The sequence below is a fragment of the Acidobacteriota bacterium genome (assembly GCA_018001935.1).
GTDB lineage: Bacteria > Acidobacteriota > JAAYUB01 > JAAYUB01 > JAAYUB01 > JAGNHB01.
In genome coordinates, this window is sequence record JAGNHB010000070.1 from 1 (window position 1) to 15,282 (window position 15,282).

The window sequence follows — 15,282 nt, forward strand, 5'->3', positions numbered from 1 at the left end:
CCTCCTCCAGCCCCCCCGCCGAGTTGTACGCCCGGACTTCCACCTCGTCCACCGCCTCCCCCGCCTTCGGGTTCAGCCCCCCCGCGTTCACGATGCTCACCTTCGTCCACCACTCGGACGTCGACACCACGTGCGGAAGGTAGTACACGTTCCAGACCGAGACCGGGACTGCCAGGCTGTCGGAGGCCCCGCACGCGTTCGTCACCCGGGCCCAGTAGCGGGTGTCCGCGTAGACCTGCGGCGTGTGGAAAACGGCGGAGGTCGCCCCGTCCACCGGGTGCGACACGTCGCCGGTTTCCCCTTCGTACCACTGGATCGTCACCGGCTCCGAAGCGACGTAGAAGACGGTCAGGAGGGCGCTGTGGCCGGTGTTGACCCGCAGGGTCTCCGGGGTCACCCCGGTGACGGCGGGCGGCGTCACCACGTCCACCACCATGATCTTCTGGTCGTCGCTGCAGGCGTTGTCCACCTGGGCCATGTAAACCGTCCGCGCGAAGAGCGGCGGGGTCGTGTAGGTCGTCGAGGAGGCCCCCGGGATCAGGGTGTAGTTGACCCCGTCCGGGCTCCAGAACCACTGGACGGTCGGGGCGGTCCCCGAGACGGTCAGGCTCAGGGTGGCCCGGGTGCCGGCGCAGATCGACTGGTTCCACGTCGCCCCGACGATGGCCGCCCCGGTGTTGACGGTCACGGTGGCGACGGTGCTGTCCACCGTGCCGCAGTCCCCGGTCACCCGGACCCAGTAGTCGGTGCTCACCGTCGGGGAGACCTCCAGGAAGTAGTCGTCGGCCCCGAAGATGGGCGTCGTACCCTCGTACCACTGGTAGGTCAGCCCGGCCCCCAGGGCGCCCACCTGCAGGTGCGCGATCTCACCCTCGCAGATGGTCTCGTCCAGGGGCTGGTTCAGGATGCCGGTGGTGGCATTCGCGGTCACCATCACGACACTGCTGTCGGCATATCCCCACAGGTTGGACACACGGCAGTAGTACGGGTTGGAACCGGCCATGGGCGTGAAGACCAGCGGGTTGCCGGTCCCCACCGGCGTGGAGGTGTCCCCGGGGTAGCCCCAGTACCAGGTGTAGGTGAGGGTTTCCTTCCCGGTGGCGGTACAGCTGAGGGTGAAGGTCTGCCCGATGCAGACGGCCCCACCCACGGGCTGCGTGACCATCTGGGGGATGGGGGACCGGACGTAGAGCTGGAAGCAGTCGTGGTCGGACAGCCGCTCGGGCCGGGTGGTGTCGTTGCGGTAGACGTAGGGGAAATCGGCGTTGACGTGCGTCTCGCCGAAGTAGGTCAGCTCCGGGAGCAGGTTCTGGGACGCCAGGGCGTGGTCCAGGGTCTGGGCGCTCCCGAAGTAGGTGTAGGAGTAGCGCTGGTCAGCGGGGAGCAGGCTGATGAGTTCCACCAGGTTAGGCTCCACCAGGTCGCCGGCGGCGGACCACTTGTAGACCTGGTCGGCGCCCACCTGGTTGCCCCGGACGATCCCCATGCAGTCCACCCACCCGTCGTTGAACTCGTAGGCGTTGAAGTCACCGCCCACCACCACGAGGTTGGCGGGGTTCGCCTGGTAGCTCTGGGCGAGGGACCCGATGGCCTCGGCCTGGAGCATTCGCTTCTGGCGCTCGAACACGCCGCCCGCGATGTCGTCCACGCCGCCGAGGGAACGCAGGTGGTACACGATGACCACCAGGGGCACCGCGGGCCCGACGGCGGGCTGGACGGACGCCATGAGCACCAGGGGCGGGCGGTCGTGCAACGTGGCGGGGGTCCCCGTGTCCTCGCGGATGAAGGTGTCGTCCTTCCCGATCTGGGTGCAGGAGGAGACCGTCACGTTGGACTTGACCATGAAGCCCACGTTGATGTTCGAGGGGTCGTTTCCCTCGAAAAGGAAGGGGACGTAGCCGGGGTTGGCGCCCCCGCCGGCCACCACGTCGGCGTTGACCTTGTTGGCCAGGTCCTGCAGCGTGGCCAGGTTCTCCATCTCGATGACGGCCAGGATGTCCGGCGTGTGGAACAGGTTCCGGATGGCCAGGGAGGCCTTGTTCAACCGGCCCTGGTAGGCGGGGGTGGTCAGCTGCAGGTCGCCCCCCGCGTCGTTGATGTCGTTGTAGAAGTGGTGCATGTTCCAGAACGCCACGTTGGCGTCGGTGGACAGCGGCATCGGGGCCGGCTGGGCCGTGGTGTTCGTCCCGACCGTGTAGCCCGGCTCCGGGTAGATGGTGTAGGTCCGTGCGGCGTAGTCCAGAGGGCCGGTGACGTTGGTGATGACCACGCCCGCGGTCACGTCCAGCGCCGTGCTTCCCGCCAGGACGTCCGTGTCCAGGGCAACCCGCTCGGGGTTGGCGTCGAAGCGCGGGATGCAGCAGGGCGGGACCGGGATCGGCCAGGGGGCCTCGATCCCCGGCTCGCGGAAGGGCCGCGGCGTCCCGGTCAGGACGCAGTAGAAGTTGCCGGTGGAGGCGTAGAGGGACTGGGCCTCCGAAATCCAGCGGCCGAAGGTCCCCGAGACCGTGGTCAGGGAGTCGATGTGGACCCGCATGCCCTCGTAGCGTTCGAGCTGGTTGACGGGGCCGGTGGGGGAGATCTCCGCGGCGGTGAGGGTCACGGGCGTCGGGAGGGTTTGCCCCGTCGCCTCGACGATCACGGTGTTGTTGGTGAGTTCCGTGATGAAGCGGTAAGGGTCGCCCGAGGGGTAGTACTCGTCCACGGTCCCCGTCACGAGGACCTGGTTCCCGATCACCGCCTCGGCGGGGACCGGGGAGCCGGTGTAGACCAGGATCCCCTCGGAGGTTAACGGGTCCGCGTCGTAGTCGCCCGGCAGGGCCTGGATGAAGAAGCCGGCGTACGTGACGGCGTAGACGATGCCGCGGACCGTGACCTGAACGCCGTCGAAGGGCGAAGTGTCCCCGTTCCCCTGCACGTCGTGGATGGGGATCACGGGGAAGTCGTCGTTGGTGATGGTGCAGGTGCCCGTGTCCTTGAGCACCGAGGCCCCCACGACGTTGGCGACCGTGGCGGTGAAGGTCTCGGTCACCTCCTGGGTGTCGTCGCCGTTGACGGTGACGTCGAAGTTGTAGGAGGAGGACCCCTCGGGGATGGTCACCCCGTTCAGGGACCGGGGAAGGTAGTCGTTGTTGGCCGTGGTGGCGCTCCCGTCGGCGGTGGCGATGTCGAAGGTGACGCCGCCCGCGGGCGCCGGGCCGGACAGGGACACCACGAAGGTGGCCGTGGTGGTGGTCGGCGAGTTGCCCTCCAGCACGGTGACGTCGCCGACGGAGAGGCTCACCCCCCCGCTGCCGTATCGACTGACCAAGAGGTCGTCCACCCCCAGGCCGTGGTCGGAGCCCGTGTCGTTGACGTCCACCCACCGGATCCAGAACTCGTAGGTGTCGGGGATGTTCACCGGCAGCTGCAGCGGGGCGATCACCAGGCGGTTCGCGGCGTCGTTCCCGTCGAGGGGGCCGGCAGTGGCGGTGGCAACGGGGCCCGTGAAGTCGAGAGCGTCGAAGTCGGTCCAGCTCCCGGACTTGATGTCGGCGATGGACCCCGCGGGCCCGATCTGGTACTGGAAGTCGATCCGGTGCGGCGTGGTGTTCCCGCCGCAGCGCCACTGCTCGCCGGTGTACCCGATCGAGAGGCCGACCAGGGCGCCCCCGGTGTCGTTCACGAAGCGCGCCCCGTGGTAGAGCGTCCCCGGCGTCCCGGACGAGACGGACCCCAGGGACCGCTCCGTGCTGCCGGTGGCGCCGTAGCTGTAGAGGGCGCCGGAGTTGCTGCCGCCGTTGTCGGCCCGGTAGGTGGACAGGGTCCCGTTCTGCTGCCCGGCGTAAAAACCGCTGAGGGGGGAGGTCCCGTTGGTCCAGGGATTGGTGGTCCCCGTGTTGGCCAGCGTGTCGAAGTTCTGCGTGTAGGTCACGGACAGGCTGATGGACTGCCCGGGGACGACCCCGAAGGGGATTCCGGACGCCAGGAGAAGAAGCCCGAAGACGAGCGCGGCGACAAAACGCCGAGGCCCGGACACCGACACGTAACAATGCTGCAATTCCTGCAATTTCATGGGATCACCCCCGAGAGAGAATCGGATTTCACTATAGCACCGCCCGGCCCGGGGGGCAAGGAAATAATTCGGCCGGGCGGGCCTTCCGCCCGGCGGGCCGGTTCCCGGGGAGGCCGGCAAAAATCTCGCCAATCCGGGCGGAGCTGCCCCGGAAGTTGTTGTATAATGCCCGCCGGGAGACGGGTGATGCGTGACAAACCGAGACGGCCGCGAACGACCCGACGCCCCCTGACGATCCGCCTTCGGGCGCTGCTGTTGAAGGGGTACGGTGTCGTCCGTTCGCCCAAGGGGACCATCTACGTCATGGCCGCCCTCGGCATCCTCCTCCTGGGCATCGGCCTGCTCAACCTCGCGGACCGCATCCGGTGGAGCGACCCCACCGATCTCATCACCTGGGACGAGCAGGAAAAGAACATGGTGGTCAAGAGCGTGGACAAGGAGTCCGGCCTGGCCTCCATCGCCCCGGGCGACCGCCTGCTGGCCATCAACCGGCGGGAGATCAAGGACCGCAACGAGTACCTGAACCTCCTCTTCGAACTCCGCCCCGGGGAGACCGCCGTCTACCGTTTCTGGTGCAAGAAGACCGACGAGATCAAGAACGAGACCGTCGTGATCGCGGGGCGCCCGATCCTCAACATCAAGGACTTCTTCCAGATCCTGCTCGCCTTCCTCTACCTCTTCATCGGGACCATCGTCTTCGTCCGCTCCTGGCGCAACCGCGGGGGCATCCACTTCTTCCTGGTCTGCCTGTTCGCGTACGTGTTCTACCTCTACAGCTACACCAACTACCTGACCTTCCTGGACAAGGTCGTCTACTGGATGTCCGTCCTCTCCATGCTGGTGCTTCCGCCCCTCTTCCTTCACTTCTGCCTGAACTTCCCGGTGCGGAAGAGCGCCATGCGCAACAAGGGGCTGATGCTCACCCTCCTGTACGGCCCCTCCGTCCTCCTGCTCCTGGTGGAGGTCCTCTGGTTCTCCGGTAAACTCAAGCCCTTCGGGTTGATCCTGAGACCCTACACCCTCGAACTGCTGGACAACATCCACATCATCTACTTCATCACCTACTTCGTCTTCAGCATCGGCGTCCTCTTCCACAACCGGTTCACCCTGCAGACGCCCGAACTGAAGCAGCAGATGAAGTGGATCATCACCGGCACCGTCCTCGCCGTGCTCCCCTTCTGCTTCCTCTACCTCCTCCCCTACATGCTCAACCTGGAAATCACCTCGGCCATGCAGGCCTCCATCCTCTCCCTCGCCCTGCTGCCGCTGTCGTTCGCCTACGCCATCATGAAGTTCCGCCTCACGGACGTGGACATCATCCTCAAGCAGGGCGCGGCCTACTTCATTGCCAGCGCCACTATCCTCCTGATCTACTTCCTCCTCATCGGCCTGAGCGGCCTCATCTTCCAGTCCATCTTCCCGGGGTCCGACACCCTCACCATCGCCTTCTCGGCCCTGGCGGCGGCCTTTCTCTTCGCACCCATCCGGTCGAGGGTCCAGCAGGAGGTCGACCGCTTCTTCTACAAGGAGGAGTACAAGCACCGCCGCTCCCTGATCGAGTTCGGCCGCACGCTGGGGGCCGAGAACGACCTGCAGACCGTGACCTCCACCATCATGGACCGGGTGGTCAAGTCCCTCAAGGTGGAGACCGTGGCCATCTTCCTCAAGAATTCCCACGAGGACACGCGCTTCACCCTCGTGGCCCACGTGGGGCTGACGAACCTCCCGGCGTACCGTTCGGTGTTCGAGATCCCCGAGGAGTTCTTCATCAGCGAGACGGACGCCCTCCCCGTACCCTACCGGGTCTTCGACGAGAAGGACGCCGTCCGGCTGAACGTGCTGCGGACGTTCTACGAGAACCTCTCCCTCTACTACTTCCAGCACCTCGTCTTCCGGAACGAGGTCATGGGCGCCATCGCCCTCGGGCGGAGCCGGTGGGAGACCTTCCTGTCGTCCGAGGACGTCGACCTCCTCCGGATGCTGTCCGGTTACGCCGCCATCGCCCTCGAGAACGCCCGGCTCTACTGGAGCCTCCAGAACAAGGCGCGCGAACTGGAGTCCCTGAAGGCCTACAGCGAGAGCATCATCGAGGGGATCAGCGTCGGGGTGGTCGCCCTGGACCCCCACGGGTCCATCACCACGTGGAACTCCTGCATGGAGCACATCTTCGGCCTCAGGGCCCGGGAATCGCTGGGAAAGCGTTTCGAGGACGTCTTCCCGGCGGACGTCTACGCCTCCATCCTGAAGGCCTTGGGGACCGACAGCCTGGCGGCCTCGGCGGAGACCGCCAACATCTACAAACTCTTCATGGAGAACGTCCAGGGCGAGGCCCGCTTCATCAACCTGAGCGTGAGCCCCTTCCTGGACTCCGCCGGGCAGCCCATCGGCACCCTCATGGTCTTCGACGACATCACGGCCAAGGTCCAGCTCGAGAAACAGCTCCTCCAGACGGAGAAACTGTCCTCCCTGGGCCTCATCACCGCCGGCGTGGCCCACGAGGTCAACACCCCGCTGACGGGGATCAGCAGCTTCACCCAGTTCCTGATCAACGAACTTCCCTCCGAAAGCCCTCACCAGGATATCCTCCGGAAGATCGAGAAGCAGTGTTTCCGGGCCTCGGACATCGTGAGCAACCTCCTGAACTTCTCCCGGATGAACACCGACGAGTTCCTCGAAGTGCAGGTGAACAAGGTCATCGAGGAAACCGTGAACCTGATCGAGCACCAGTTCCGGAAGCAGCAGACCGCCCTGGACCGCCACCTCCAGCCCGACCTCCCCGTGGTCAAGGGCAACGAGGGCCGGCTGATGCAGGTCTTCATCAACATCCTCCTCAACGCCCGCGACGCGGTCTCCGCCAACGGCCGGGTGACGATCCGGACCTTCTCGGACGACAAGTTCGTCAACATCCAGATCATGGACAACGGCCGGGGAATCCCGACCGACATGATCCACCGGATCTACGACCCCTTCTTCACCACCAAGGACACCGGCAAGGGGACGGGCCTGGGGCTGGCGGTCAGCTACGGCATCGTCCAGGAGCACGCCGGACGCATTTTCGTGGACAGCCGCCCCGGCGAGGGGAGCTGCTTCACCATCAAACTCCCGCGCGGCAGGAAGGCCTCGGCCACCGTGGCCTGATCAAGGACACCCTTTCATGAACCAGGAAAACGACAACCGGCCCGAACGAATCCTCCTCATCGACGACGAGGAGATCATGCACGACGTGGTCTCCACCCTCCTGCGGAAGGAGAAGTACCACCTGGACACCGCCTTCAACGGCGACACCGGCCTCGAGCTCTTCTCCTCGCAGCCCTGCGACCTCGTGCTGCTCGATTTCATGCTCCCCGGGCGGGACGGCCTCGAGGTCCTGCGGGAGATCCGCCAGATGGACGCCAACGCCGTGGTCATCATGATCACGGCCTTCGGGACCATTGAGAACGCGGTCCAGGCGGTCAAGGACGGGGCCTACGACTTCGTGGCCAAGCCTTTCAAGAACGAGGAGATGCTCCTCGTCATCAAGAACGGGCTCCAGAAGCGGCGCCTGGTGATGGAGAACCTCTACCTGCGCCAGAGCTTCCTGGTCCAGGCCTCCTTCGACGCCATCATCGGGAAATCCCACGGCATGCAGGAGATCTTCCGGCTCATCCAGCAGGTGGCCCCCACCAAGAGCACGGTCCTGATCGTCGGGGAGAGCGGAACCGGAAAGGAACTGGTGGCCAAGGCCATCCACAACTGCTCCACCCGGGCGGACCAGCCCTTCATCCCCCTCAACTGCGGCAACATCCCCGGGGAACTCCTCGAGAGCGAGCTGTTCGGTTACAAGAAAGGCGCGTTCACCGGCGCCGTCGCCACCAAGAAGGGCCTTTTCGAAGCCGCCGGCGGCGGGACCATCTTCCTGGACGAGATCGGGAACCTCAGCATGGAACTCCAGGCCAAGCTCCTCCGTGTCATCCAGGAGCGGGAATTCCGGCGGTTGGGGGACCTCGAGAGCATCAAGGTGGACGTCCGCCTTCTCTCCGCCTCCAACGAGGACCTCAAGGACCTGGTCGCCCAGGGCCGGTTCCGGGAAGACCTCTTCTATCGCCTCAACGTCATCAAGATGGACATCCCGCCCCTGCGGAAGCGCCCGGAGGACATCCCGCTGCTGGTCCACCACTTCGTCGAGAAGTACTGCCGGGAGAACGAAAAACCGCTCTGCACCCTCGACAAGCAGGCCATGGGGATCCTCATGAACCACGCCTGGCCCGGCAACGTGCGGGAACTCGAGAACGCCCTGGAGCGGGCCGTGGTCTTGAGCGGCGAAGACCGGATCATCACCCCCGACCTGTTCCCCCCCGAGCTCCTCCCCCAGGCCGCCCCCATGCCCCGCCCGCCCGACATGCTGCCGGAAGGGGTCTCCCTCAAGGACGCCCTGGCGTCCTACGAACGGAACCTCATCCTGGCCGCACTGGAGCGGTCGGGGGGAAGCCAGAAGCGGGCCGCCCAGTCCCTGGGGCTCAACGCCACCACCCTGAACGAGAAGATCAAGCGACTGGGGATCCGGACCACCGCCGGGCCGGAACCTGCGACCCTGCCCTGAGCGCGGGCCCGGGAGGAGACGGCATGAAAGTCAAGCGTCGGGAGAGCCGGCCGGTCAGGGTGGGGGAAATCTGCATCGGCGGGGGGGCCCCGGTCTCCGTCCAGTCCATGACCAACACCGACCCCCACGACGCCTCCGCCACGTCGGCGCAGGTCCGCCGCCTCGCCGACGCCGGCTGTGAACTGGTCCGCCTGGCGGTCCCCGACCGGGCCGCCGCGGAAACGCTGGCCGCCGTCTGTCGGGAGTCCCCCGTCCCCCTGGCGGCAGACATCCACTTCGACTACCGGCTCGCCCTGGCCGCCCTGGACGCCGGCGTCGCCAAGCTGCGCCTCAACCCCGGAAACATCGGCTCGGCCCGGCGCGTGCGCCTCGTGGCGGCCGAGGCCGCCCGCCGCGGCGTCCCCATCCGGGTCGGGGTAAATGCGGGTTCCCTCGAGCGGGACCTTCTCGAGCGGCATGGGCGGGCGACGCCCGGGGCCATGGTGGAGAGCGCCCTCCGCCACGTCGCCCTCCTGGAGGCCGAGGGGTTCAGGGACATCGTGATCTCCCTCAAGGCGTCGGACGTCCCGGAGATGGTCGAAGCCTACCGGGCGATGGCGGCCCGCGTGGACTACCCGCTGCACCTGGGGGTCACGGAGGCCGGGGACGCCCGGTCCGGGACGGTGGCCTCGGCCGTGGGGATCGGCGCCCTGCTCCTGGACGGGATCGGCGACACCATCCGCGTGTCGCTGACCGCCCCTCCCGAGGAGGAGGTTCGCGCCGGTTTCGAGATCCTCTCCGCCGCGGGGGTCCGGCAGCGGGGGCCGCGGTTCGTCTCCTGCCCCACCTGCGGCCGCACCACGGTGGACCTGATCGACGTCGCTTCCCGGGTCCGGCGGGCGCTGTCCCACCTGAAGGCCCCGCTCCGGATCGCCGTGATGGGCTGCGAGGTGAACGGCCCGGGCGAAGCCGCCGACGCCGACATCGGGCTGGCCTGCGGCCGGAAACGGTCCCTGATCTTCCGGTCCGGCCGCCAGGTGAAGGTCATCCCCAACGACCGCCTTGTGGAGGAGTTCGTCGCCGAGGTCCTGGGCCTTGCCGGTGACGACGGCGCCGGGCCGAACGGGAGGCCGGAATGATCCGGGTTCGAAGTTTCATCGACAGCAGCGAAGCGACCTCGAGGGTACCCTCCGGGTCCCGGGAGGCCCTCCGCGAACAGGCCGAGCGCCAGCTGGCGAAACGGACCATACCCGGGGCCCTGACGTACGTGTTGCTGTTGCTGGTCCTCACCGGCACCACCACCTTCGGACGGTCCAACCTCCCGCTCATGATGGGCCTGCTGACGGCCTTCGTCGCCCTCTTCGCCGTCCGCACCACCGTTTCCCTCGGGTACGACGCCCTTCGCCCGAAGCACCCGCGGCTGTGGGCCCGCGTGGACGCCTCGTGCTTCCTCCTCTCGGCGGCCCTCTGGTCCGGCCTGTGCTGCCTGTGCATCCTCGACCGCGGTTTCGAGATCGACTTCTTCCTCATGCTGGTGATGATGTCCGGCATCTGCACCGGGTCCATCCTCATCTACTCCCCCCGGCTCTTCCTCAACCAGCTCTACATGCTGATCCTCATGGCCCCCCCGGGCTTCGTCTGCCTCCCCCTCGACCCGCCCCGGGGCGCGGCCATCGGGGTCCTGTGCTTCCTCTTCGTGCTGTTTCTGGCCCTGGAAGCCCGGATCATCCACCGCCAGTACTGGGAGTCCCTGATCAATGCCCGGCGGGCCGAGCTGCACGCGGCGGAACTGGAGCAGGAAAAAGACCGGGCCGAGTTCCTGGCCCGCGCCAAGAGCCAGTTTCTGGCCCTGATGAGCCACGAGATCCGGACCCCCATCATGGGGATCATGGGGATGACGGAGATCGCCCTTGACATGAAACCGGCGCCCGAGCAGCGGCGCTGCCTGGAGACCGTGCTGTCGTCCTCCGAGTCGCTGCTGTCCATCATCAACGAGATCCTGGACTACTCCAAGATCGAGGCGGGAAAGATGGCGCTGGAGCCGGTCCCCTTCGAACTGCGGAAGGTGGTGGCGACGGCGCTCCGGCCCGGGGCCGTCAAGGCCTCCGAGAAAGGCCTCGACCTGGCCTTCCACGTGGACCCGGCCGTCCCGGAAACCCTGGTGGGCGACCCGGTCCGCCTGCAACAGGTGATCGTGAACCTCGTGGGGAACGCGGTGAAGTTCTCCGAAAGCGGCGAGGTCACCCTCCGCGTCGCGTCCGACCTCCCGGCCGGCCAGGAGATCGTCCTGCACCTGACGGTGTCGGACACGGGGATCGGCATCCCGGCCGACAAGCTCGAGGTCGTCTTCGAGCCCTTCGCCCAGTCCGACTCCAGCGTGACGCGACGCTTCGGGGGCACGGGCCTCGGCCTCTCCATCACCCGGGCGATCGCAGGCCTCATGGGGGGGGACATCCACGTGGAGAGCCCCTCCAGGTTCGGCGCGGGGCGCGGAACGTCGCCGGGAAGCGACTTCCACGTCTCCCTCCGCCTGGGGCTCCCGCAGGCGGTGGCGGGAGCGGCCGTCCCGGCCCCCCCGCACCCGTTCGACGGCCTGCGCATGATCGTGGCGGACCGGCACCCCCTCAACCGCGCGTACCTCCGCTCTCTTCTCGAGTCCCTGGGCGCCTCGGCCACGGAAGCCGATTCCACCCCGGCGCTGCGGTCGGTGCTGAAGGAGGTCCCGCCCCACCACCTGATCCTCCTGGACGTCGGGATGCCCCGGTCCGACGGGGACACCCTCCCCGGTCTCATCGCCCAGGTCCCCCTGGGCGTATCCCCGCCCATCCTCGCCCTCCACCAGGCCGGCCACCGGGCCCACCTGGCCAAGTGCCTGGAGAAGGGCTTCGTCGCCGCTCTGGTCAAGCCCTGCACCCCGGCCGAACTCTGGGAGTCCGTGGAGGCCGTCCTGAACCAGCCCCGGCTCCAGGCGGAACTGGCGACCCTGGACTCGGGTTTCGCCAACGGGCGGAAGGCCGGGATGCGGGTCCTCCTGGCCGAGGACAACGAGATCAACACGGTCACCATCTCCACCATGCTCGAACGCGCCGGGCACCGGGTCGACGCCGTGTCCGACGGCCGGTCGGCGGTGCTTCGCGCCGCCGAGGCGGCGTACGACGTGATCCTGATGGACGTCCAGATGCCCGGCATGGACGGCATCACCGCCACCCGGAAGATCCGTGAGGCCGAAGCGGCGACGGGGCGGCACATCCCCATCGTCGCCCTGACGGCCCACGCCCTCCAGTGCGACCGGGAGCGGTGCCTGGAGGCCGGCATGGACCACTTCCTCAGCAAGCCCATGCGGGCCCGGGACCTCTTTACCCTCCTGGACTCGCTTGCCCCCGCGCCGGGGCCCGGCACCGCCCCGGCCGTGATCTCCCCGAGCGCCCCCGCACCCGACGCGGTCCAGGGAGAGAGCGCCATGTACCCGATCCGGAGGATCCTCGACGACCTCGGGGGCAACCGGGAGGTGTTCGCGAAGCTGGCCAGGCGCTTCCAGACCCAGATCCCCCCGCGCCTGGCGGCCTTGAAGGAAGCCATCGCCGGGTCGGCCTTCGACGCGGCGGCGGAGGAAGCCCACCGCATCCGGGGCGTCGCGGGTTACTTCTCCGAGCGGATCATCCGGCTGGGGCACGAACTGGAAACCGCCGCCCGGGACGGGAAAGCTCCCCTGGTCGCCTCGCTGGGCTCCGCGTTCACGACGGACGTGGAAGCGGTCCTGGCCTACCTCGCCTCGGGAGCGTGGGAACGTGAACTGGGTGAGTGACGACCGCCGGATTCCCTCTTGTCCGGCTGGGGAGGCTGTAGTAAGATTGGAATCCGTTCAACGGGATCGATTGTGCACCAAAGGGTTGAACTGGCAGGTTGAATGACGACACCCCCGGAAAACCGACACCCTGGCCTCGACGCCGACCTCGTTTCCCGATTCCGGGCCGGTGACCGCGAGGCGTTCAACGAGATCGTCCACCGTTACCACCGCCCCGTCTTCAATGCGGCCTTCCGGATACTGGGAGAGGCCGAGGACGCCCGGGACGTCTGCCAGTCGACCTTTCTCCGGGCTTTCGAACACCTGCCCTCCTACCGCGACGACCTCCCCTTCTTCTCCTGGCTCTACCGGATCGCGGTGAACGAGGCCCTCCGGTGCCTTCAGCGGAACCGCGCCCGGAGGTCCCTGACGGCGCCCGGGAACGGGTTCTCCGAACCCGGCGCCGAGGACGGCCCGCAGCGGGAGGTGCTCCGCGGGGAGTGGGCGGAGGCCATCGACCGGGCGCTGCGACGGTTGACGACGGACCACCGGGTGGTGATCATCCTCCGGCATTTCATGGACTGTTCCTACCAGGAGATGGCCGTCATCCTCGACCTCCCCGAGAAGACCGTGAAGTCCCGGCTCTTCGAAGCCCGGCAGAACCTGAGGCGGGTGATAAGAGTTTAGGCTGTAGGCTGTAGGCTGTAGGTCCGGCGGGGTTTCCATCGGTATCGGTATCGGTATCGCAATCGGTATCGCAATCGCAATCGGTATCGCCATCGCCGTCGGTATCGCCGCCACCGTCGCGACCAAAGATGCTGCGGGCCAGGGAAGATGGTTCTTCGGGCACCTTCCTTATTCAAAGGCGCAGGGTTGGGAAGCGACGCGTTCCTCCCGCCGCCTTCGGGGCGGGTTCGCCCCTTCGCTGCCACGTCTTTTCCCCGGGGCGGCGCCGCGGACGCCCGTCAACTTTTCGCGCCCCGGCCTGGTTTCCCCGGCGTCCGCGGCTTGCCTCGGGCTAAAACGCCTTTCCCCTTAGGGGAATCGGGGAGGAGGATCATCAATCGAACCAGATAGGACGCTCGCGGCGCCCAACCGGAGTTGGCGCTTCGAGGGACCGACCCTCCCTGAAGGGGAGGGGGCGTCCCAGCCGGGGGCAAGACGCGGGCGCCGGCCGCAAACGTGCAACGGGCCGCTCGTTCGGGGCGCCCGCGTCGCCGCCCCCGGAACGCGGCAGCGGGGGATGCAAAAGCACTGCTCTGGTTAGCTGGCCACCATCATCCTTGCGTTTCGAGGCCGAATCGGGTTCACAATCGTTAGGGCTCGCACCTTCGTTGTCCGGGAGGGTTCTCCCCCCGTCGCCCCCAACGCGCCCTCGCGTTGGAGACCGGCCTGCTCCCCACGCTTGATCACTCTCGCGCAGGAGACCGCAACTACATGATGAATGAGCAATTATCACGCCTGACACCTCTCAGTCAGGTAGATCGGCCAGGCTTTCCCTGGCGCACCAGAGCACGCCAAGGGGAACGCAAACACGTTTCCGGATTTCCGTTTCGAGGGGTGGTTTCACCCGGAGGACGATTTCCCCGCCTCATCCCTGTTTGTCATCGAGGGGTGATCCGGCGATCGGGGCGTGGTATAATGCCGGCCTTTCAGAGGAGACGCCGATGACGCAACGGCCGGGTTACGAGGTGACGGGAGGAGCGGATCTCGCATACTGGGCCGGGGACGGCGCGTTCCGGCTCCCGGGAGACGGGGGGGAAGCCCTGGCGACCGTCCCCGCCGGCGACGGCATTCACGCCGTGCTCGCCGAGCCCGGGGAGAGCTTGCCGGCGGGGGGAGGGGACCGCGCCTGGGAACGGGCCCAGGCGGCGGAGCGGGCCTTCTGGCAGCGCTGGCGGTCCATGGCGGTTTACCAGCGGGTTTCCCTGGAGGCGTACTGGGCCGGGGTGGTGGAGAAAACCGGAGGCCCCTTCCCGCCCGGAAAGGTCCTGGACGTCGGCTGCGGCCCGGTGTCGGTGCTCAACTTCTTCCGTGGGGAAGGCGTCCGCCCCCTCGGCATCGATCCCCTGGCGTCCTTCTACCACCGGGAAAAGCTGGTGGAAACCCGCCCGGGCTGGGAGCCGGCGCCCATGGTCTCCCTCCCGGCGGAAAGGCTCCCCTTCCCCGACCGGTATTTCGACACGGTCCTCTGCTTCAACGTCCTCGATCATGTCCGGCACCCCCGGGGGGTCATCGGGGAGATCGTCCGCGTGGCGCGGCCGGGGGGGAATGTGCGGGTTTTCGTCCACACCTTTTCCCGCTGGGCGAAACGTCTCCTCTTCTTCGACACGCCGCACGTGAATCACTGGGACCGGGCGGAATTCCGCCGACTGCTGGAGGGGGCGGGTTTGCGGGTGGAAAGCGACCTGCACGAGCGGAAGACCTTCGACGTCCCCCCGGGCCTGCTGAACGCGCTCAAGCACCTGCCCTACCGCCTGGCCGCACGGGTAATGTTCACCGACTACTACCAACTGGAGGTCGGGGCATAAAGCCCGCCGGCCGGCGCGTGAAACGGGAGTTCAACCCCGGCCGGCCATCATCTGTTGTAACCACGGATGAACACGGATGAACGCCGATGGGCACGGGCGGGGGCGGGATTTCCCGTTCTCCCGACGTCTCCCGCACCGGCCGCGCACCCTCCGTACCCCTGTGCCTCCGTCAGAGATCCATCCGGAATTTCTCTTACAGAGGCTCGTAGGCACGGGGAGGAGGCGCCTCCGTTTGCCGCGGGCAAGCCCCGCGTCATCGCCTGCCCCCTTTGTCCTGTCTCCTGAATTCTGTCTTCTTCGTCCGTGTATTTCGTGTATTCCGTGGTCAATTCCCGGATCGATCCGTGTCCATCCG

Annotated in this window: 7 protein-coding genes; 6 read left to right on the forward strand and 1 reads right to left on the reverse strand. The window is 67.2% G+C overall.

Translation table 11 applies throughout. From position 1 onward, the window contains the following. Positions 1–4,054: endonuclease/exonuclease/phosphatase family protein (locus KA419_18590; GenBank protein MBP7867942.1), on the reverse strand; the 4,054-nt coding region annotated here is incomplete at its 3' end. A 186-nt stretch (positions 4,055–4,240) separates the two neighbouring features. Here KA419_18590 and KA419_18595 point away from each other — a divergent pair. The 6 genes from KA419_18595 to KA419_18620 all read left to right on the forward strand — a co-directional run bounded on the left by KA419_18595 (position 4,241) and on the right by KA419_18620 (position 14,927). Continuing rightward, the gene (locus KA419_18595) at positions 4,241–7,192 is read left to right on the forward strand and encodes a PAS domain S-box protein (protein ID MBP7867943.1); all 2,952 of its coding nucleotides are present in this window, start codon (positions 4,241–4,243) and stop codon (positions 7,190–7,192) included. Positions 7,193–7,208: 16 nt separating this feature from the next. Continuing rightward, entirely contained in the window at positions 7,209–8,633 is a 1,425-nt protein-coding gene (locus tag KA419_18600; protein MBP7867944.1) for a sigma-54-dependent Fis family transcriptional regulator, read from the forward strand. Positions 8,634–8,656: 23 nt separating this feature from the next. Next, positions 8,657–9,751, forward strand: coding sequence for a flavodoxin-dependent (E)-4-hydroxy-3-methylbut-2-enyl-diphosphate synthase (gene ispG, locus KA419_18605; GenBank protein ID MBP7867945.1), 1,095 nt, complete (start codon positions 8,657–8,659; stop codon positions 9,749–9,751). Further along, positions 9,748–12,417: a response regulator gene (locus KA419_18610; GenBank protein ID MBP7867946.1), complete on the forward strand. Its 2,670-nt coding sequence runs from the start codon at positions 9,748–9,750 to the stop codon at positions 12,415–12,417. The genes ispG and KA419_18610 overlap by 4 nt, the downstream gene beginning before the upstream one ends. Before the next feature lie 102 nt (positions 12,418–12,519). Beyond that, entirely contained in the window at positions 12,520–13,083 is a 564-nt protein-coding gene (locus KA419_18615) for a sigma-70 family RNA polymerase sigma factor (protein ID MBP7867947.1), read from the forward strand. A 980-nt stretch (positions 13,084–14,063) separates the two neighbouring features. Continuing rightward, positions 14,064–14,927 (forward strand): class I SAM-dependent methyltransferase, encoded by an 864-nt coding sequence (locus KA419_18620; GenBank protein MBP7867948.1) that lies wholly within the window; start codon positions 14,064–14,066, stop codon positions 14,925–14,927. Positions 14,928–15,282 lie beyond the last annotated feature (355 nt).

Coding starts and splice junctions, on each gene's coding strand:
- KA419_18595 (MBP7867943.1), top strand. CDS start 4,241: ATGCGTGACAAACCGAGACGGCCGCGAACGACCCGACGCCCCCTGACG.
- KA419_18600 (MBP7867944.1), top strand. CDS start 7,209: ATGAACCAGGAAAACGACAACCGGCCCGAACGAATCCTCCTCATCGAC.
- ispG (MBP7867945.1), top strand. CDS start 8,657: ATGAAAGTCAAGCGTCGGGAGAGCCGGCCGGTCAGGGTGGGGGAAATC.
- KA419_18610 (MBP7867946.1), top strand. CDS start 9,748: ATGATCCGGGTTCGAAGTTTCATCGACAGCAGCGAAGCGACCTCGAGG.
- KA419_18615 (MBP7867947.1), top strand. CDS start 12,520: ATGACGACACCCCCGGAAAACCGACACCCTGGCCTCGACGCCGACCTC.
- KA419_18620 (MBP7867948.1), top strand. CDS start 14,064: ATGACGCAACGGCCGGGTTACGAGGTGACGGGAGGAGCGGATCTCGCA.